Source organism: Chryseobacterium sp. SN22, assembly GCF_008329705.1.
Classification (GTDB): domain Bacteria; phylum Bacteroidota; class Bacteroidia; order Flavobacteriales; family Weeksellaceae; genus Chryseobacterium.
This window is the reverse complement of the sequence record NZ_VTSX01000001.1, coordinates 1-20,755: the sequence shown is the minus strand read 5'-3', so window position 1 is coordinate 20,755 and position 20,755 is coordinate 1. Positions and strand designations below refer to the sequence as shown.

Sequence of the window (20,755 nt, the reverse complement as noted above, 5' to 3'; positions counted from 1 at the left end):
TAAAAAGATAGAACTCCTCCGGAACAAATCATATCAGGTTTGGACCGCCGACAAACCTTGAAGGTTTAAAACACACAGCAATTACCCATAACACCTTAAATAAACCTTGAACCCGCTTTCCTTTCTTACCTTACATCAACACTTTCATGACATCCCTGCCGTACATTTGTACCATAAAACAATCACGATATGAAAACAGTATATCACAAAGCAGACACCAGAGGGCATGCCGACCACGGATGGCTGAACAGCTACCATACCTTCAGCTTTGCCGGTTACCAGAATAAGGACCGTACCCACTTTGGCGTATTAAGAGTATTAAACGATGATACCGTTACCCAGGGAATGGGCTTCGGAACCCACCCGCACCGTGATATGGAAATTATTTCCATTCCGTTGGAAGGCGACCTGGAACATAAGGATTCGATGGGAACAACCGCTGTCATCAGAAAAGGAGAGATCCAGGTAATGAGTGCCGGAACCGGAGTGATGCACAGCGAGTACAACAAGAATAAAAACCAGGCGGTAAAATTCCTGCAGATCTGGGTGTTCCCGAGGGAAGTCGGGGTAGAACCCAGATACGATCAGAAAAGTATTAAAGAAGGAGAGAAGATCAACGGTTTTCAACAGATCCTGTCCCCAAATAAAAGCGATGATGGCGTGTGGATCCATCAGGATGCATGGTTCAACCTGGCGAATTTCACCAAAGGAAACGGAAAAAACTATATGCTGAACAAAAAATGCAACGGGGTGTATGCCTTTGTTCTTAAAGGAAGCGCAAAAGTGGGCGACCGTATTCTGAAGGAAAAGGACGGCCTGGGAATCTGGGATACCCAAAGCTTCAATATCGAAGCCGTGGAAGATACCGAAATCCTCCTGATGGAAGTTCCGATGGAATTACCGGACTATTTAAAATAATAGCCCCGGGAGGAAATCCTTAACCGGCATTCCTACCCTTTGGAGGGATGTCGGAAATTCATAGAATTTCCGACGGGTGTTTTGCTGCTGCTCTGATTAAGCCGCTGTTCCTTTTAAGTGATACAATCATTTATTTTGGGGATTTTGATTTAAAGCATGATGATCTTTTGTTGAGTGTAAATAATGCTGAGCCTGTCAGGGTACCTTGCGGACTTAAAGCAATCAGTCATAAAAAATATTTGCGTAAATTATATCAGACAGTCAATAAGAAGTTTAATAATAATCTATATCTAAAACATCCCATTTCCCGAAAATCTTCCGATCTTTGCGGCAATAAAAACAAACAAACTTATTCAACAGATAAACAATGAAAATATTAGCTATTGCAGGAAGCAATTCCGATACGTCCATCAATAAACTTTTAGTGACTTACGCTGCTTCATTAGCCCAGGATGCCGAAGTGGAAACCGTAGACATGAACGACTTTGAAATGCCGATCTATAAGCATCAGCGCGAAGTGGAAAGCGGAGTTCCGCAGCAGGCTGCTGATTTCGCAGCGAAAATCGATGCCGCAGATATCCTGTTTGTATCACTGTCCGAGCACAACGGGACCTATTCCGCAGCGTTTAAAAATGTGTTCGACTGGACTTCGAGAATAAAGAACCGCGCGGTATGGAACGAAAAGCCGATGTTGCTGATGGCAACTGCTCCCGGAGGTAGGGGAGGATTAGGCGTTTTGGAAGCTGCAAGCAAACGATTCCCTTTACATGGAGGCAACATCGTAGATACTTTTACCCTTCCTTTCTTCAACGATAACTTCGATAAGGAAACCGGCAGAATATCCAATGAAGAGAAAGACAATGAATTAAAGGAAAAGATACAGAAGATTTCGGCAATCGAATCCATCCTTGAAAAATAGATTTGAATATTAATTTAAAATTAATATCTTTGCAAAAAGAAATAAGATGAAAATTCAGACCGCTTTTAAAGAATGTTTCTCCAAAAAAGGCAATCTTGTGGACTCTGAAATTCTGAGATAAGACAACGGCCGATAATCTACTAAGATTGTCGGCTTTTTTGTTTTCAAAATTTAAAATAAATTTAAAAATAAAATGTACCGATTTATCAATCAGCAGCTCCTTTACCTGGTATTGTTAGATTGTTAGAATGATACATGGCTAAATTATTAAGTAATGAGCAACACGTACAAATCAGCAGGCGTAGACAAAGAAGAAGGATACAAAACCGTTGACAAGATCAAGAAGGCGGTGGGCGAAACACACAACTCCAATGTACTGAACCATTTGGGGAGTTTCGGGGCATTCTATGAAATCGGAGGATACAGAAACCCGGTGCTCGTTTCCGGAACCGACGGGGTGGGAACCAAGCTGAAGGTAGCTTTAGACTCAAAACAATACGGTTCTATCGGGATCGACTGTTTCGCAATGTGCGCCAACGATATCCTTTGCCACGGGGCAAAACCTCTGTTCTTCCTCGATTACCTGGCTTGCGGAAAACTGGATTCCGAAATTGCTGCTGAAATCGTTCTGGGAATGGTAAATGCCTGTAAGGATAACAACTGTGCCCTGATCGGTGGTGAAACCGCTGAAATGCCGGGGATGTACCAGCCGGGAGACTATGATGTTGCCGGATTCTGTGTAGGAATTGTTGAGAAAGACGAAATCATCGACGGTTCCCAGATCAAGGCAGGAGATAAGATCATCGCATTGCCAAGCTCAGGTTTCCATTCTAACGGATTTTCCCTGGTAAGAAAAGTGTTCCCGGATTTCAAAGAAGAATTCGAAGGGAAACCTTTATACGAAACGCTTTTGGTTCCTACCAAATTATATTACAAAGACATTCATAAAATCCTTGAAGAAGTGAAAGTGGCCGGGATCGCCCACATCACCGGCGGAGGATTGTACGAAAATATTCCGAGAATTATCGCTGACGGCTTGTGTGCTTCCATCGATGCTTCAAAAATTAAAATTCCGAGCATTATGCTGGAGCTTGAAAAAAGAGGCGGGGTAGCGCGCGAAGAAATGTTCGGAACCTTCAATATGGGAGTGGGGATGATCGTGGTCGTAGATACGGAACATGCGGAAAAAATCCTTCATCTTCTCGATGACGCCTACGAAATCGGGGAAATCACCGAAGGAAACGAAAAAATTAATTTGACAATTTGAAAATAAGCCGATTAGATAATTCATTTATTTAATTTTCAAATTAACACATTTTCAAATTGATTCATTATATGAAAAATCTTGTTGTGCTTGTTTCAGGTTCAGGAACCAACCTTCAGCGGATCATTGATACTATTGACAGCGGGGAAATCCCGGATGCAAAAGTATCTTTGGTTGTGGCTGACAGGGAATGTCTCGGACTGGAAAGGGCAAAAAAACATAACATCGAAAACGTTCTTATTCCCAGAGGAAAGAATTTCAGCAGCGAATTGGGGAAAATCATCCCTGAAAATACGGATCTCATCGTATTGGCCGGGTTTTTATCCATTCTGAAGCCGGAATTCTGTGAGAACTGGACCGGAAAAATCATCAATATCCATCCGGCACTGCTTCCGAAATTCGGAGGCAGGGGAATGTGGGGACACCATGTTCATCAGGCGGTGATCGAAGCGAAGGAAAAAGAAAGCGGTGCCACCGTACATTTTGTAACACCCGGAATTGATGAAGGGGAAGCCATCCTTCAGAAATCATTTCCGATTACGCAAGACGATACTGCGGAAACCATTGCCGGGAAAGTCCACCAGGTGGAATATGAAATCTTCCCGGAAGCCATCAACAAAGTGCTGAATAACCAATAGGTGAAAAATTCCCCTCCCCTGGAGGGGTGGCAAAAATTCAGAAAGAATTTTTGACGGGGTGGTTAATGAGTGATCCCAACAGCAGCATGTAACAAAGTGCTCAAACAAAGAAAATCTAAGTAAAAATAAAGACCGGAGGTGAAAGAACCGGTCTACAGTTTGAAATAGCTGTAAAAAGTAAAAAATCGAAAGTAAAATGAGTAAAAAGAGAGTTTTAATCAGTGTTTCTGACAAAAGCGGATTAACCGAATTCGCTCAATTTCTGGAAGCCCGAAACTATGAATTGATTTCTACAGGAGGGACGTTCAAACATTTGAAAGACGCTGGTTTAAATCCCATTCAGATTGATGAAGTAACCGATTTTCCTGAAATGCTGGACGGAAGAGTAAAAACCCTTCACCCGAAAGTGCACGGCGGACTATTGGCCGTCCGTTCCAATGAAGAACACATGAACACCGTTCAGGAACACGGAATCGGGCTGATCGACATGGTCATCGTGAATCTTTACCCGTTCTTTGAAAATGTAAACAAAGACATTTCCCTTCATGAAAAGGTAGAATTCATCGATATCGGGGGTCCTTCCATGCTTCGTTCTGCTGCCAAAAACTTTGATTCGGTAACGGTAATTACCGATGTGGCAGATTATGCAGCCGTGCAGGCGGAAATGGAACAGAACGGTGATACCTACATTGATACCCGTAAAAAGCTGGCTGGAAAAGTATTCAATCTTACGTCAGCTTATGACGCGGCGATCTCAAGAATGCTTCTTGATGAAGAATATCCGGCTTATCTGAATGCATCCTATAAAAAAGTTTCCGATCTGCGATACGGCGAAAACCCTCACCAGACGGCGGCGTATTACGTTTCTACTTTCGAGAATGGCGCGATGAAGGATTTCGAACAATTGGGAGGCAAAGAACTGTCTTTCAATAACCTGAGAGATATGGATCTTTGCTGGAAGGTTGTAACGGAGTTTAAGGAAGAAATGGCCTGTTGTGCCGTAAAGCATTCTACCCCTTGTGGAGTGGCGATCGGAACTTCAGCCCTCGAAACCTATCAGAAAACTTTCGAATGCGACCCGGTTTCCATCTTTGGCGGAATTGTTGCAATGAACTACAAAATCGATGCGGCGACAGCGGAAGAACTAAACAAAACGTTCCTCGAAATTGTAATGGCTCCTGAATTCGATCAAGAAGCCCTGGAAGTTTTAAGGAAAAAGAAAAATTTAAGAATCATTAAAATCGTTAACCCGGTTTCCGATAAGCAGACCTGGGTGAAGATCGACGGTGGCATCCTGGTTCAGGATAACGACAGCATTTTCTCAGACGATATTAAAGTAGTTACCGAAACTCAGCCTACCGAAGAGCAGAGAAAAGCATTGCTGTTCTCCCAGAGAGTGGTAAAATATGTAAAATCCAACGCGATCGTAGTATCCAACGGCATCCAGGCTTTCGGAATAGGCGGCGGTCAGGTAAACAGGATCTGGGCTACCCAGCAGGCGATCGAAAGGGCGAAAGAAAAATTCTCAGGAACGCTGGTTCTGGCTTCCGATGCTTTTTTCCCGTTCCGTGATGTAGTGGATTTCTGCGCACAGGAAGGCATCACCGCTATCATCCAGCCGGGTGGAAGCGTAAAAGATCAGGACAGCATCGATGCAGCCAATGAGCACAACATTCCGATGATGTTCACTGGGATAAGACACTTTTTACACTAATTAAAATAGAATTAAAAAATAATTCCGGATTGTATTTATACCATCCAAAATGATATATTTGTAAATTATAGACGAGTTAATTAAATACAGTATGAGAATATTAATCATAGGTGAAGGGGGAAGGGAATCTGCTTTGGCAGTAAAGCTTCAGAATGACCCGAGAATTTCAAAAATGTTTTTTGCCAACGGGAATGCGACCACAGATGTTATAGGACAGAACGTGAATGTACCCGATATTAAAGATCTCAGGGACTTTGCCATCAAGGAAAAAGTAGATCTTACCATCGTAGGGCCGGAAGCTCCTTTGGTAGCAGGAATCAGAGATGAATTTAAAAAGCACGACCTTAAGGTATTCGGCCCTAATCAGAAAGTGGCCAGCCTGGAAGGAAGTAAGGCATTTTCCAAGAAATTCATGCAGACCTATGGTATCAAAACGGCAACAGCCAAAGTATTTGATTCATATAACGAAGCGGTTTCCTATGTTCAGGATCACGAATACCCATTGGTAGTAAAAGCCAGCGGTCTTGCCGGAGGTAAAGGGGTGGTAATCTGCGATACCCGTGAAGAAGCGGAAGCGACCATCCATGATTTTATGATCAAAAGAATCTTCGGGGATGCCGGAATCAGACTGGTGATCGAGGAATTCCTTGACGGTTTTGAAGCTTCCATCATCGCTTTCTCCAACGGAAACAAACTTTTCCCGTGTATTGCTGCCAAAGACTATAAAAAAGCAGGAAACGGAGATACCGGTCACAATACCGGAGGAATGGGATGCGTAGCACCAAGCCCTGAATTTACTTCGGAACACTATGCTGATTTCGAGAAAAACATCCTGGAAACAACTGTGGCCGGACTGAAAGCAGAAGGATTTAACTTCAAAGGGATCATCTTCTTCGGACTAATGGTGACCAAAAAAGGAACCTACCTTCTGGAATACAACATGAGATTCGGAGATCCTGAAACCCAGGTGCTGATGGCTCTGATGGAAAATAACCTGCTGGATGTGATCCAGGACTGCATGGAAGGAAAAGACATCGAACTGAAATTCAGGGATGAAAAAGCTGTTTGTCTTGTTATGTGCTCAGGAGGTTATCCGAGAAACATCGAGACCGGCTTTGAAATCGTAGGTGAAGACCGCTTGAAATACAGTACGCTTTTATACGCAGGAGCCGTCCGGAAAGGAGACAAAGTGGTTTCCAACGGTGGAAGGGTACTGAACATCGTAGCTACCGGAGCCACCTATGAAGATGCCCGCAAAAAAGTATACGAAGACGCAGGTCACGTACATTTCGATTACGGCTTCTACAGAGAAGACATCGGAAAATTTTAAAATAAATGCCCCGATTTTTCGGGGCTTTTTTTTAAGGAGCCGGGAACCTGCTATCCGCTCATACTCCTCGCGCCCCGGCCTTGCCGGCCCGCTGTGGGGTAACCGCTCCTATCAGGGCTAGGACAGTGGTCTTTATAGAAACGGCAGTCTTTTTATAAAGGTTACCAACAGGATCGGGCTTTAACCCGTTTAAACATCAATTATCAATCATTATTCATCAATTATAAAATGAACAACGGTATCATTATACTCGATTTCGGATCCCAGTACAACCAGCTTATCGGACGCAGAATCCGTGAAATGGGCGTATACTCCGAAATTTTACCATTCAACACCCCTCTGGAAACCATCCTTGAAAAACAGCCGAAAGGAATCATTCTTTCCGGAGGTCCGAGTTCCGTCAATGCGGAAAATGCACACCTTGTAAAGAAAGAGTTGTACGAACAGGGAATTCCTGTACTCGGCATCTGCTACGGTATGCAGCTTACCGCACACCTGATGGGCGGAAAAGTCCACAAAGGCGTAAAAGGAGAATACGGCAAAGCCCACCTGGAAATTGTAAAAGAATCTTCTTTGTTGAGAGGAGTGACCAACAATTCCGTGGTTTGGATGAGCCATTTCGATGAGGTAGGGGAACTGCCTGCCGGATTTGAGCTGAATGCAAAATCCGGAGTGATTGCTTCGATCGCCAACGAAGAAAAGAAAATCTACTGTGTCCAGTTCCACCCGGAAGTTTCTCATACCGAAGAAGGCGGTAAAATGCTGGAAAACTTCGTATTCGGGATCTGCGATGCCGAGAAAAACTGGAAACTGACGAATTATATCGACAAAACCGTAGCCGAGATCCGTGAAAAAGTAGGAGACCAGAAAGTAATCCTCGGCCTTTCCGGCGGAGTAGACTCTTCCGTAGCGGCAGTGCTGATCCATAAGGCCATTGGCGATCAACTGACATGTATCTTCGTAGATACCGGATTGCTGAGAAAAGATGAGGATAAAAAAGTAATGGACAATTATGGCGAGCATTTCCACATGAACATTAAATTGGTGGATGCCAAAGAACGTTTTTTATCCAAACTGGCCGGTGTTGATGATCCGGAAGCCAAAAGAAAGATCATCGGAAACGAATTCATCCACGTATTCGACGAAGAATCCCATAAAATCGAAGGTGCAAAATTCCTGGCCCAGGGAACCATTTACCCGGATGTTATTGAAAGCCAGTCGGTAAACGGGCCGTCTGCCGTAATCAAGTCCCATCACAACGTAGGCGGGCTTCCGGAAGACATGGAATTTGAATTGCTGGAGCCGCTAAGAGAGCTATTTAAGGACGAAGTAAGAAAAGTAGGGGAAGAATTGGGAATTCCTCATCATTTGGTGCACCGGCACCCTTTCCCTGGTCCGGGATTGGGAATACGGATATTGGGAGCCGTTGATGCTGAAAAAGTAAGAATCTTACAGGAAGCCGATGATATTTTTATCGAAGAGCTTTACAAAAACGATTTATACGAAAAAGTTTCCCAGGCTTTCGTGGTGTTGCTTCCGGTAAAATCCGTAGGGGTAATGGGCGACGAAAGAACCTATGAATACACCGCAGTGGTGCGTTCTGCCAATACCATCGATTTCATGACGGCGACCTGGAGCAGGCTACCTTATGAATTCCTGGATACCGTTTCCGGCAGAATCATCAATGAAGTAAGAGGAATCAACAGAGTCGCTTATGACATCTCAAGCAAACCGCCTGCAACCATTGAGTGGGAATAATTGTAAAGAGATTGATTATACTCATAAATAATTAAATTTCTTCGGAATAACTTTGTAATCCGAAATAATTTTTTTTCATCATTTGTGTTTTTTTGGCCTCCCGTAAGGGAGGTTTTTTTATGCAAGGTAATCCGTCAGGTAAAGTCATTTTGAGCGAATTTTCAGGAAAATCGTATCGAAGCTGCTAATCAAGAGCTGAGGTTGATCTTTCAAAGATCTTTGATATCTTTTCTGCTTTTCAGTAAAACCCTGAAAAGATGAAAAGGTCATTATAACTCCAACATAAAATTAAGTCCTGAAAGAACACGTTAAACCAACACCGGGTGGAGGCCGGTGTAATCCAGAAGCGGCTAATGCAACCCCCGAATAAACTGAAACACAAAAACTGAAATTTTTTTGACGAAAACGGGAGCAGTAATATATTCAAGGCAATTAATAAAATGTATATTACTTTAAAGATAACATGCCTGTAATTGATAAAGTAGCTGATGAAGATCGATAACATCGGATAGAAATAATAATGCTTTTCGCGTCGGAACCATTAATTTGAGAATTGAACAACCCGTTTAAATTGTGTGAAATATTCTCCACAGCTTCAGAATAAAAGAACCTTAGGAAAATGACGGCAAACGAACATAAACTTAAAATCAGGGCATATATTTTCATTCATCTTGAGAAGTTTTTAATGGACTCTTTTATTTAATTTGGTTAAATTTTCCCTAAATTTAAGGAAAATTACATCAGATGCAAATAGAAACAAGAGCGCTCACCGTAGCCGATTATCCGGAACTGGTAGAGACCATGAAGAGGGCTTACCCGCAGATGTCGGAATACGTCTGGTCCAAAAGAAGTATTGAAAAACTGACGGCCATTTTTCCGAAAGGACAGATCTGCATTACGGTAGACGGGAAACTCGCTGCCGTGGCATTGTCCATCATCGTTAACTACGATGAATTCGGGGACGACCATACCTACAGCGATATTACGGGAAATTACACCTTCAATACCCATATTTCAACGGGAAATACACTGTACGGAATTGAAGTTTTCGTAGATCCCGAATTCCGGGAGCTCCGTTTGGGAAGAAGGCTGTATGATGCCCGGAAAGAACTCTGCGAACTGCTGAACCTGCGTTCGATTATTCTGGGCGGCAGAATCCCGAATTACCATAAGCACAACGACCTTTCACCGAGGGAATATATCCGGAAAGTCCGGGATAAGGAAATTTATGATCCGGTCCTGTCATTTCAGCTTTCCAATAACTTCCTGCCGATCAAAGTGCTGAAAGGCTACCTTCCGGAAGACGAATCTTCCGGGGAAAATGCAGTATTGCTGCAATGGAACAACATCTATTACAGCAAAAAAACAACAACGATGCAGGACAGCATCATCCGTCTCGGACTGGTGCAGTGGCAGATGCGGCATTTTAAGGACATTGATGCATTTTACGAGCAGGTGGAATTTTTCGTCAACGTAATGGGGGATTACAAAGCCGATTTCGTACTGTTCCCGGAACTTTTCAATACCCCGTTGCTGGCACCGTTTAACAAGCTTTCGGAAAGGGACAGCATGATCGAGCTGGCTAAGCTGACGGAGGAAATCAGGATGAGAATTTCGGATCTGGCCATCAGCTATAATGTGAACATCATCTCCGGAAGCATGCCGGTCTTTGAAAATAATGATTTGTATAATGTGAGTTACCTCCTGCACCGCGACGGCAGGGTAGACGAATACCGCAAGATCCACATTACCCCCAATGAAAGGAAATACTATGGCATGAAAGGAGGCAGTGAAATCCGGGTTTTCGATACCGACTGTGGAAAAATCGGGCTGGTGATCTGCTATGATGTCGAGTTCCCGGAATTGCCGAGAATCCTGGCCGATGAGGGGATGAAGATCCTTTTTGTCCCATACCTTACCGATACCCAGAATGCCTATACACGCGTCCGCCACTGTGCGGCTGCGAGAGCCATTGAAAATGAGTGTTATGTAGCCATTGCAGGTTGTGTAGGAAATCTGCCGGGCGTAAATAATATGGATATCCAGTTCGGACAGGCGGCTGTCTTCACACCGTCGGATTTTGCCTTTCCGTCGAATGCCGTGAAAGGAGAAGCAACTCCAAATACAGAAATGACGCTGATTGTTGATGTGGATTTAAATCTACTGAAGGATCTCCATCATCACGGTTCGGTTCAGGTGATGAAAGACCGCCGGAAGGATTTGTATGAAACTTATTTAAGATAAATATAACAGATCTTCAAATTTGTCACGTTTTGAATAAAAATAAAAGGCTGCCCGGATTTTTGGACAGCCTTTTATGGTACATAATCTGCGGAGATTACAATACCTGTGGGCAAACGACTGCAGGACAGATCAGTCTTGGACATCTCGGCCTTCCGTCATCTGGACAGCATTTGTTTGAACAGTTGATAAACGGTCCGCCTCCTGAAATACTTTTCATCTCCGATCTTGATACTTTTTTCAAATTTTTCATTTTAATAAATTTATAGGTTAGTTTCACTGTTTGGTGAATGTAAAGTTAAAAAAAATCATCACATAAACTCAGTCTGGGAAAATAATTACATTTTATTTAACATTTACTAATAAAATTTAAGTTCTGGCGGGAATAATTTTTGAATTAAATTGCACCTACATTTCAGGAATATGTTTGATAAGCAGCAAAGAAAATTGAAAAGATCGGCCAGACTCATTTCCGTATTGAGCAAATACGGTTTTAAAGATATGCTGGCCCGGATGAACGGCGGGAATAAAGTGGATGCTACGGAAAATGCAGATGACACTGTTTCCAAAGGTACGGTATACGAAAGAATACGGCTGGTACTCGAAGAGCTGGGTCCTACTTTTGTAAAGCTGGGCCAGACGTTCAGCAACAGGGAAGACCTGCTGCCGCCTGAGCTGATCCGGGAATTGCAGAAGCTTCAGGATAAAGTGGAAACGGTAGCAATGAACGTGGAAGAGATCCTGGAAAATGAATTCAATATTTCCGTGGAAGATCACTTTGCCGAAATTCAGAAACAACCGTTGGCTACAGCTTCTATCGCACAGGTCTATAAAGCGGTCCTGGCTGACGGAACAGACGTTATTTTAAAAATTAAAAAACCCGATGTACAGACGTTGATCGAAGACGATCTGCTGCTCATCAAAGACCTGGAAAAACTGGTGTCTTCCTATTCCGAAATCGGCGAGAAGCTGAACCTGAAACAGGCGATTTCCACCTTTGAGAAATCTTTGCTGGAAGAAGTGTCGTTAATCAATGAAAAAGAAAACATCCTGCAGTTCAGAAGGAACTTTAAAAACAGTAAAGAAACCTACGTTCCGAAAGTATACGAGGAGATTTGTAACAACAATGTCCTCTGCATGGAGTTTATCGACGGGATCAAGGTAACGGATACAGCCGCGCTTTTACAGTATAATCTCGACCCCGTCCACATATCCGAAGCAGGTTTACGGCTTTTTGTTTCACAGATTCTGGACTATGGCTTTTTTCACGCCGATCCGCATGCCGGAAATATCCTGGTGAAAAAAGACGGAAAAGTGGTCTTCATTGATTTTGGCGCGGTCGGAAAAATCCCGCCGAACGATAAAGAAATCCTGGAAAACCTCATCGTCAGCTTCGTTGCAAAAAATCCGCACAAAATCGTCCGTTATCTCAAAAAGATGGCCGTCAGCTACCGGATTCCCGATGAAAAAAGGTTTGAAGCCGATGTGGAAGACATCCTGAATTTTGTCCATAGCACTTCATTAAAGGAAATTAACCCTCAGGCGATTATCAATAAAATGAAAGATGTTTTAAAGGACAACCGTCTGTATATGCCGGATTATTTTTATCTTCTGTTTAAAGGAATCGGATTGATCGAAGGAGTGGGAAGGACCATTAACCCGGATCTTGATGTGGTAAAAAGCCTTCATCCGTACACCCGGAAAATATTTGCCAAAAAAATCAGTCCTAAAAACCTGGTGAAAACAGGAATGGACCGGATGATGATGTTCACGGATAACGTGGATGAAATCCCGAAAGAACTTCGCTCCGTCCTGCAGAAGCTGGATGAAAATAAGTTTACCGTTTCCAGTGAAATCAAAAATATCGACAAAACCAACCAGCTGATCAGATCCAGCATCGTCAACCTGATATTGGCTATGGTTCTGGGGGCCAATATTATTGCCACCGCCATCGTTTTTGTCTCGGAAGCAGGTCCGAGGATTGGCGAACTGTCTTTGGTTGCGGTATTGGGTTTTATCTTCTCCGTATTTTTGATTATTGTGATTCTGCTGAGAATTACGAGGAAATAAATTGTGGATTGGATTAATTTTTTTCTGCGTTGTTTCAGGAAAAATAGTACCGTCAACTCTAAAAATCCATATTCCATAGGAATATTGTCGGTATAACAACAATAAGAGTGAGTAAAATGCACGCCGTAGGTGTGCCATCTGGTAAAGCAAAAAGAAGATCCTGCTGCATCTATCAACTTTAATTTACGAATCAACGAAAATTACAACTTGGGTCTAAATAAATCTACACAGTCAGTGCGGTTTAGATTTTTAAACTTTAAAAAATTAATTGCCTATCTTTGCAGAATGGAACAACTCACTTTTGCAGATTTTGACCTGCCGGTTAAAATTCTTGATGTTTTAGCAGACCTGAATTTATTTGAACCGACCCCGATTCAGGAAAAAAGCTTAAACCCGATCCTTTCCGGGCGTGATGTCATGGGCATCGCACAGACGGGAACCGGGAAGACATTGGCTTATCTTCTACCTGTTTTGAAGACCTGGAAATACAACAAATCCGGGAATCCGACAGTTTTGGTATTGGTTCCTACAAGGGAACTGGTAGTTCAGGTAACAGAAATCGTAGAAAAGCTGACGGAAAATATTACTGCAAGAGTGATCGGAATCTACGGAGGCAAAAACATCAACACCCAGAAGCTGCTTTTCAATGACGGTTGCGATATCCTGATCGGAACGCCGGGAAGGGTAATGGATCTTGCGATCGATAATGCTATTTCTCTGAAAGAAGTCCAGAAGCTGATTATTGATGAATTTGACGAAATGCTGAATTTGGGATTCCGGCCGCAGCTAACGCACATTTTCGAAATGATGAAGGGAAAAAGGCAGAATATTCTTTTTTCTGCAACCATGACTGATGCAGTAGACGAAATGCTGGATCAGTATTTTGCAGGCCCTATTGAAATTTCCCTTGCCAAATCAGGAACTCCGCTTGAAAAAATCGAGCAGACGGCTTATAAAGTAGAGAATTTCAATACCAAGATCAATTTGCTGGAGCACTTGCTGAAAACGGATGCCGACATGTCTAAAGTATTGATCTTTACCAATAACAAGAAGAATGCAGACCTGCTGTTTACGAAAATCGATGAGCTTTTCCCTGAACAGTTTGATGTGATCCATTCCAATAAATCCCAGAACTACAGGCTGAAGGCGATGAAACGTTTTGAGCACGAGGAAATCAAAGGACTGATTACAACAGACGTGATGGCAAGAGGTCTGGATATTTCCGATATTACCCATGTCGTCAACTTCGAAACGCCTGATATTCCTGAGCAGTACATCCACCGGATCGGTAGAACGGGTAGGGCAGACAAAGATGGCAAAGCAGTGACTTTCGTTACGAAAAAGGAAGAGACCTTAGCACTGGATATCGAGTTGCTGATGGATAAGGAACTCAGGTACATTGATTTCCCTGCAGAAGTGAAGATCAATCCTAAAAAGATCGCATCCGAAGAAGAGCAGGTGGTTATGAAAAATCCTGCGATGGTAAAAATCGGTGAAGGAGGCGGCGCATTCCACGAGAAAAAAGCGAAAAACACCAAAGAGAACTGGGGCGGACCTTCAAAAAGGAAAGCACCGAAAAAGTTCGGAGCCAACCGGGCACAGCAGAAAGCGATATCAAAATCCAAGAAAAAGAAATAAAAAAACACCCGGAAATTTCCGGGTGTTTCTGTTATCTGCTCATTACCAGAATAATTTTGTCATCTACGCCGTCGCCGTTTACATCATCGTAATCACTCACGATATGCAGCTCTTTGCTGTTCAGGACTGCCACTTCGGTGATGTCGCCGTCAACAGTCAGTTGCTTATTTCCTGGGTCATACGAATACGAAGACGTATCAGTTCCGTAGTTTTCACAGTTTCCGCTTGAATTTTCATCATAAATCGTACTGGATAAGGTATTACTGGATTTGAAATTGAAAGTGCTTTTTTTGTAGCAGGTAGAGTGGGGATCGTTGTAAAGGGTGCTTCCGTTTTTTCCGGAAATGGCTTTTTCGCTTAAGGGCTTCCAGATACCCACGATGGAATTGGTGTCTCCTTCATCGTCACTACTGCATGAAGTAAAAATGAAGCCGGCCGATAAGGCAAGAAATAATAGCTTTTTCATGGTTTTTATTAATTATTTTAAGCTGCAAAGAAAGGAAAAAAAACAGAAAAGCTGTCATTTGCAACATTTAATTATTAAAATTCTTTGGAAATTTATTTAAAATCTATATTATTCTCTCCTAAAATCTGGTTGAATCTTTCAATTTTGTTTTCTTCCTTCATTTTTTTATACATCAGGCTGATCATGGATTCGGCATCTGACCGGTAAGGAGATTTCTGTTGATTATAAATTCGGTAAGCTTTACACATATAGTCCAGGCCTTTATCATTATTCTTTAATGAAGTGAAATAAATATTACCGATCCCGTAATATACTTCAGGATCTCCGGGATATGCTTTATCCAGATCCATGTAGGCATTGATGGCCTTTTGGAATTCCTTTTTATAAATATACACGATCGGAATATTCTGCAATGCCATCTTTCCGTTAGGATCAACGGTTAACGATTTTTTATAAGCTTCCAGTGCTTTATCATATTCGCCGACCCTTCTGTAGCAAATTCCCAGATTATCCCAGGCATAGGAAAATGAAGGATCCGTTTTTACTGTTTTTTCATAGTTTTTTATGGCATCCTTCCAATTTTGATTTTTAGATGCCTCCATCGCCTGATGGTAAAAATCCATCGCTTCGTTATTTTTTGATAATTTGCCGGCTTTACTTTCAGCTAAATTTACAGCTTTTTTCAGGCTTTCGCAGGATCTCATCATATACCTTTCGATGCTGTTATAGCTGTCTTTATACTGTTCAGAGTCTTTGTCAGTATTAAAATTGAGCGTAATCTGTTTCTTACCGTTCACTTCAGGAGCGGTCTTTGATAATTCATCAACACCGGTGAGGAGACTTCCCAGTTGTAAAGCTCCGGCCTGCTTATCAATACACTCATGAATTTCTTTAATGACTTCTGTCTTATCCCTGTTAAAAAGACTTATCGAATCTACACATTTGCATGCATTTTCAGAAAGCTCTTTCGTGAGTTCCGCCATATCCGGTTTATTCTGGGCAAAGGAAAAGGCAAAGGAAAAAATCAGAATTAAAATGGTTATTTGTTTTTTTATCATGGTTAAAATTATTTCATATAAGGTTTCATTACCGAAGTCCAGAGCCTGTAGCCTTCAGGCGTCATGTGAAGCATATCTTCCACAAAAAGCTCTTTTCGTACATTTCCGTTCCTGTCCTGCATGACTTTGGTAATATCAATAAATTTTGACCGCGGCTGTTTTCTCATAAAAGCGGCAATTTTCTTATTGGCTTCCTTCATCTGCGGCCATAGGTTTTCGCGGCTTGGGGAATACTTGATGGAAATATAATCCACTTCGATATTCGGGAATTTCGTCCTGATTTTTTTGTAGAACGTTTTGAACCGGTCAACCACAACATCCGCTTTCAGCTGGGCATTGTCTGCAAAATCGTTCTCACCGCAGTAGATGATGATCTGTTGAGGCTGGTAAGGGTTCAGGAGATCATTGGCATAATAGTTAAGATCCGTAAGCCTGGACCCGCCAAAACCTCTGTTGATAATGGTTTTATCCGGAAAGTAGCTGGCGACATCAGTCCATTTGGTAAACGAGGAGCTTCCTAATAAAAGGATGGCATTTTTTGCCGGAGGGTTTTCCTGATCCAATTTTTTAAAGTGTTGGATATCCTGCCAGAACATCGGTTTTTCCTGTGAAAAAAACAGGGCAAAGGTCAGCAGTAAAAATGCTGAAAACATCTTCTTCATTGTTTAATAATTTAGGGTATATTAAATTTCTTTTTCATTTTATTAAAAAAACTCCCGAAAAATCCGGGAGCTTCTTTTATCTTTTGTAGGTCGTATATTCTGCATCTATTATCATATCTCCGTTCTGATCTATATTATCGGAAGTCTGCTTGATTCTCATTTCCGAGCTGGTAAGCACAACGATCCGGTAACTTACCGAGCTGTTGTTTTTGTAAGTAACCACGAGGTCTTTCGTTTCAGAATTGTAGGTATAGTTTCCTTCAAGCTTGGCAACCAGCTGGCAGTTGGTTCCCGTTCCGCCATACGTGGTAAATGAAGTATAATAATCGGTCCTGAATTCTAAATTATCTTTAACACTGCATCCCGTAGGAACTTCGGTACTTAGTGCGGTCTTGTCATCTTTGCCGGATATTACTTCTTTTTTACTAATCTTCCAATCGCCTTTCATCATATCCATTTCATAGGCTTGGATATCATCATCATCTTTACAGGAAGTAAGCGCTAGCGCTGAAAAGGCAAATAAAAGTAACGGTTTTTTCATTTTTACAAATTTAGAATATGCTAAAATATAAATAAATTTGAAATATATATAATGAAATTAAGGTTTTTTAAACGAATGTTTGCAGAAAAGGTAAATGAGATGGGAGCGGGATGCCTGATACCGGAAGTTTATTATCAAAATATACTGTCTATACTGTTTTTCATGTGGATACACTATTGGATTGGAAGCAGGAAGCCGGAAGTATTATCGTCGCACCATGGCCCAAGGTATAAGACATCAATTGATTGTTTAATCCCGTTAATAATAAATATAAGTACCTGCTGATCTCCTCTGTTCTCTCTTTGGACAAGCTGAGACTCGATTGGATATATTTCCTATGACATTTACTTTCAGCTTCCGTCATCCCGCTTCCTGCCCTTTAATAACTCATCTCCACAATCTTATAAGCATCCTGAGGCGTCAGCTTTTTGTATTCACCGAGGCCGAGCCAGTTTCTTTCGATAAATGCTTTCTCTACACGCTCTGCCGTGCCTTGGTAATCTTCTGTATATTGTGAAAGCCTGGTCTGGATATTCAGGCTGTGGAAGAATTCTTCCAGTTTTCTGATACCGGCTTCCGCTTTTTCTTCTACGCTTCCTTCTTTAACGCCCCAGACTCTTTCCGCATATTGCGCCAGCTTGCCTTTTTTGGTCTCGAAATTATACCGGTAATGGGAAGGTGCGATAACCGCCAGTGTTCTTGCATGGTCGATCCCGAAATAAGCTGTTAATTCATGGCCCATGGCATGCACCGCCCAGTCGGTGATTACCCCTTTCTGGATCAGTCCGTTTAACGCCATAGTACAGCACCACATGAAGTTGGCGGCAGCGTCATAATCAAAATCACCGGCCAGGACTTTCGGGGCTGTTTCCTGTAGGCTGATAAAAATGCTTTCCGCAATCCTTTCCTGTAAATCGGCGAATGAAGGAGCGGTCATGTACTGTTCTAAAACGTGGATATAGGCATCCGTTAATCCGTTAACGATCTGTCTTGGCGGAATTGACCGTACCACTTCAGGATCCAGCACCGAGAACTGTGGGAACAACCCAGGGCCGCCGGTAGACAGTTTTTCATTGGTTTCCCTTCTGGAGATCACGTAACCCGAATTCATTTCGGAGCCTGTTGCCGGTAACGTTAAAACCGTTCCGAAAGGCATACCTTCCCCTTCAAACGTCCTTACGGGCCTGGTCAGGATTTCCCACGGTTCACCGTCATAATTTGCCGCTGCGGAAAGGAATTTTGTTCCGTCGATCACCGAACCGCCGCCTACCGCCAGAAGGAAAGTGATATTCTTTTCTCTGATCAGGTTCAGGGCATTGATTAAAACTTCATATTCCGGATTCGCCGGTACTCCGCCGAATTCATACACCTGGTGGTCTTTTAAAGATTCTTTTACCTGATCATAAACGCCATTGTTCTTGATGCTTCCGCCGCCGTAGATCATCAAGACGTTGGCATCTGCCGGAATTTCTTTAGAAATTTTAGCGATTTCCCCTTTTCCGAAAAGTATTTTGGTTGGATTTTTAAACTCGAAATTAAGCATTGTTCTTAAATTTATTGTAGCCCAAATTTACGCATTGTCCGAAGAAAATTCAGTTAAAGAAGTTTTAAAATTCTAATGACTGGATTTTATGAAAACTATGGGAATATGGGTGGAAGATGGATGCTGGAAGTTGAAGAAAGAAAAAAACAAAAATGCAGTTTGAACCATTAAGAGGCATGAAGGGTTTAAGAATAATTAAGAAAAATCTAAGATTTTAATTAGCATTATGCTTAAAGCAAAGCTTATCTTCATTTTTCTAAAAACCTTATTTGACCTCAATCGTTTCTTTCGGTGGTATTAAAGAATACTATTTTTTAGTATTATAGTGACCGGAAAAACATCCAGCTTCCCTCTTCCAGCCTGAAATCATCTCCCAATCTTCTTCGCTTCCAGTTTTCCGGTCTTCCGGCTGATCTTAATAAGAAAATTTTCTTTTGTTTGCTGATCTTTTTTTAACTTGACAAGATAGAGCGAAACCTGTTGGTCTTCCATTTTGTAAGAGCTGCCCTGTGGGTTGGCAGTATCCACCATATAGCCGTAACTATTGGCCAATAAAATCGCTTCCGGAAAATTGTCGATAAACCCGATGAAATTCCGTAACTGCTGTTCGTCTGAAAAATAGCTGGATCTGCCGTTTTCACAGGCTAATATATAAGTGAAACAGTCTTCGCCCAGGCATTTCTGAAAAAAGCCTCTTTCCGGTGCGGGATCATTTAAGGTCATGCGGTCAGGCATCTGGCTTTCATAGATGATCGCCTTGTCGGGATCAGGGTTGTTGCGGAGCACCGACCAGTAACCGTATTTTTTATCCGGAACAATAAAAGGGTAGAGGAGTTCTGGATTGTCGAGGATTTCCGGGATCTTTCTGAAATCGGCAGGCACACTTTTCTGCCCAAAAAATAAACCTGATATCAGGACCAAAGCCAAAGCCGGAAATACTACTTTCATTCTGTACGTTTTGTAAATGCTGCAGGCTAAAACTTACTGGAATATAATTTTGTAATAGCCGTTTTCGTCTTTCACATCAATTCCTACGCCAGTAAAAGTTAATTTGTTGATCTGGTATCCGTCGCACCCGCCTTTAAACTCCGACGATTGTATCGTAAAAGTGAAATTTCTGACATTGGAAGTAAACGTATAGTTTTTCGTGCCGTTGTAAGCCCCTACATTTTCCAGGATCAGCAGGTTTTCATCGGTTTTGGTAAGCTGGATGGTCTTCTGGTTTTCTTCCTTTACGGAATAGTTCGTCAGTGTCCCGTTGGTGATCAGGTTTTCACCGCTGGCATTCACAAACTTAAAAGCAATCGGCTGCGGCGCGTTGTAGCAGTCTTCCCCGCAGGCGGTGAAGAGGAAGGTTATGATAAGGAAAAAGAATAGTTTTTTCATGGGATTGATTTTGTGTGATTTGTAAAATTAATCATTAAATGGTTTCATTCAAAATTATAAGCCTGAATGATTGTATCTGGATCTGAATATCTTCAAAACCTGTGAAAGCTGATAATCCGTCATATCGAAATCGTCGATATTGATTTCTATTTTTTCACCTTTATGAAAGAAGTAAAGATAATTCATTTCCGGTCTGTAATCATGTTTTGATTCCCAGCTTACCAGATGTTTAACTGTAATTTTTTCGAGTTGAATATCATTCCACAAATACCTTATGCATTCTCTCACCTGAATACCTTTTCCGTCAATAGAGATGATGGTAGCTGAAATTATTTTGATGATAAAATATACTATAAAAGCTGTTAACAATACCAAAATAAGCACTGTCATGAAATTAAACTTTACACGGATACATGACATAAAAAAGATTCCCAGGATTTCAAAAATAGTGTACGTAAAAATGGCAATAATTCTACCCGGAAGCGGCTTTCTTCATCTTCTTTCAGGAAACCGATGGTCTTCTGTACCATGGAATTCGCGATATGGATATCGTCATACCAGGAAAGTTCCTTGTCTCCGAGATAATCGTGGAAATCATCATTTTCAGCA

The 20,755-nt window shown here is 42.0% G+C and carries 19 protein-coding genes and 1 pseudogene; 10 read left to right on the top strand and 10 right to left on the bottom strand.

What is annotated here, in order from left to right; genetic code table 11:
• Nucleotides 1-189: 189 nt before the first annotated feature.
• From FY557_RS00100 to FY557_RS00060, 8 genes are all read left to right on the top strand, one after another.
• Complete coding sequence (locus FY557_RS00100) at nt 190-918, top strand: pirin family protein (RefSeq protein WP_149245265.1); 729 nt, start codon at nt 190-192, stop codon at nt 916-918.
• 367 nt (nt 919-1,285) lie between these two features.
• The gene (locus tag FY557_RS00090) at nt 1,286-1,837 is read left to right on the top strand and encodes an NADPH-dependent FMN reductase (RefSeq protein ID WP_149245263.1); all 552 of its coding nucleotides are present in this window, start codon (nt 1,286-1,288) and stop codon (nt 1,835-1,837) included.
• Between the two features lie 274 nt (nt 1,838-2,111).
• Nucleotides 2,112-3,104, top strand: coding sequence for a phosphoribosylformylglycinamidine cyclo-ligase (purM, locus tag FY557_RS00085; RefSeq protein WP_149245262.1), 993 nt, complete (start codon nt 2,112-2,114; stop codon nt 3,102-3,104).
• A 68-nt stretch (nt 3,105-3,172) separates the two neighbouring features.
• Nucleotides 3,173-3,739, top strand: coding sequence for a phosphoribosylglycinamide formyltransferase (gene purN, locus FY557_RS00080; RefSeq protein WP_149245261.1), 567 nt, complete (start codon nt 3,173-3,175; stop codon nt 3,737-3,739).
• 196 nt (nt 3,740-3,935) lie between these two features.
• Entirely contained in the window at nt 3,936-5,453 is a 1,518-nt protein-coding gene (gene purH / locus FY557_RS00075) for a bifunctional phosphoribosylaminoimidazolecarboxamide formyltransferase/IMP cyclohydrolase (protein ID WP_149245260.1), read from the top strand.
• 91 nt (nt 5,454-5,544) lie between these two features.
• Complete coding sequence (purD, locus tag FY557_RS00070) at nt 5,545-6,783, top strand: phosphoribosylamine--glycine ligase (RefSeq protein ID WP_149245259.1); 1,239 nt, start codon at nt 5,545-5,547, stop codon at nt 6,781-6,783.
• A 228-nt stretch (nt 6,784-7,011) separates the two neighbouring features.
• Entirely contained in the window at nt 7,012-8,541 is a 1,530-nt protein-coding gene (gene guaA / locus FY557_RS00065; protein ID WP_149245258.1) for a glutamine-hydrolyzing GMP synthase, read from the top strand.
• 744 nt (nt 8,542-9,285) lie between these two features.
• A complete protein-coding gene (locus FY557_RS00060) occupies nt 9,286-10,785 on the top strand; it encodes a carbon-nitrogen hydrolase family protein (protein ID WP_149245257.1) in 1,500 nt (499 codons plus the stop codon).
• A gap of 94 nt (nt 10,786-10,879) precedes the next feature.
• Here the strand turns inward: FY557_RS00060 and FY557_RS19980 are convergent, their stop codons facing one another.
• Nucleotides 10,880-11,035 carry a bacteriocin-like protein gene (locus FY557_RS19980; RefSeq protein WP_185151615.1) on the bottom strand — a complete coding sequence of 52 codons (156 nt, stop codon included), beginning with the start codon at nt 11,033-11,035 and terminating at the stop codon, nt 10,880-10,882.
• Between the two features lie 170 nt (nt 11,036-11,205).
• On the opposite strand from FY557_RS19980, the gene FY557_RS00055 reads away from it, so the two are divergent.
• Both FY557_RS00055 and FY557_RS00050 read left to right on the top strand, forming a co-directional pair.
• Nucleotides 11,206-12,852, top strand: coding sequence for an ABC1 kinase family protein (locus tag FY557_RS00055; RefSeq protein WP_149245256.1), 1,647 nt, complete (start codon nt 11,206-11,208; stop codon nt 12,850-12,852).
• A 285-nt stretch (nt 12,853-13,137) separates the two neighbouring features.
• Nucleotides 13,138-14,490, top strand: a complete 1,353-nt coding sequence (locus FY557_RS00050) for a DEAD/DEAH box helicase (protein WP_149245255.1) — start codon at nt 13,138-13,140, stop codon at nt 14,488-14,490.
• A gap of 31 nt (nt 14,491-14,521) precedes the next feature.
• Here the strand turns inward: FY557_RS00050 and FY557_RS00045 are convergent, their stop codons facing one another.
• From FY557_RS00045 to FY557_RS20255, 9 genes and pseudogenes are all read right to left on the bottom strand, one after another.
• Nucleotides 14,522-14,956 (bottom strand): lipocalin family protein, encoded by a 435-nt coding sequence (locus FY557_RS00045; RefSeq protein ID WP_149245254.1) that lies wholly within the window; start codon nt 14,954-14,956, stop codon nt 14,522-14,524.
• A 92-nt stretch (nt 14,957-15,048) separates the two neighbouring features.
• The gene (locus tag FY557_RS00040; protein WP_149245253.1) at nt 15,049-16,014 is read right to left on the bottom strand and encodes a tetratricopeptide repeat protein; all 966 of its coding nucleotides are present in this window, start codon (nt 16,012-16,014) and stop codon (nt 15,049-15,051) included.
• Nucleotides 16,015-16,022: 8 nt separating this feature from the next.
• The gene (locus FY557_RS00035) at nt 16,023-16,676 is read right to left on the bottom strand and encodes a GDSL-type esterase/lipase family protein (protein WP_149245252.1); all 654 of its coding nucleotides are present in this window, start codon (nt 16,674-16,676) and stop codon (nt 16,023-16,025) included.
• A gap of 76 nt (nt 16,677-16,752) precedes the next feature.
• Nucleotides 16,753-17,217 carry a lipocalin family protein gene (locus tag FY557_RS00030; RefSeq protein ID WP_149245251.1) on the bottom strand — a complete coding sequence of 155 codons (465 nt, stop codon included), beginning with the start codon at nt 17,215-17,217 and terminating at the stop codon, nt 16,753-16,755.
• Between the two features lie 379 nt (nt 17,218-17,596).
• On the bottom strand, nt 17,597-18,760 hold the full coding sequence (locus tag FY557_RS00025; RefSeq protein ID WP_149245250.1) for an iron-containing alcohol dehydrogenase: 1,164 nt from the start codon (nt 18,758-18,760) through the stop codon (nt 17,597-17,599).
• 366 nt (nt 18,761-19,126) lie between these two features.
• Nucleotides 19,127-19,708 (bottom strand): hypothetical protein, encoded by a 582-nt coding sequence (locus FY557_RS00020; protein ID WP_149245249.1) that lies wholly within the window; start codon nt 19,706-19,708, stop codon nt 19,127-19,129.
• A 33-nt stretch (nt 19,709-19,741) separates the two neighbouring features.
• Complete coding sequence (locus tag FY557_RS00015; RefSeq protein ID WP_149245248.1) at nt 19,742-20,146, bottom strand: hypothetical protein; 405 nt, start codon at nt 20,144-20,146, stop codon at nt 19,742-19,744.
• 54 nt (nt 20,147-20,200) lie between these two features.
• Nucleotides 20,201-20,536 (bottom strand): hypothetical protein, encoded by a 336-nt coding sequence (locus FY557_RS00010; protein ID WP_149245247.1) that lies wholly within the window; start codon nt 20,534-20,536, stop codon nt 20,201-20,203.
• A gap of 11 nt (nt 20,537-20,547) precedes the next feature.
• Nucleotides 20,548-20,755 (bottom strand): annotated as a pseudogene (locus FY557_RS20255) (hypothetical protein); the annotation flags it as partial.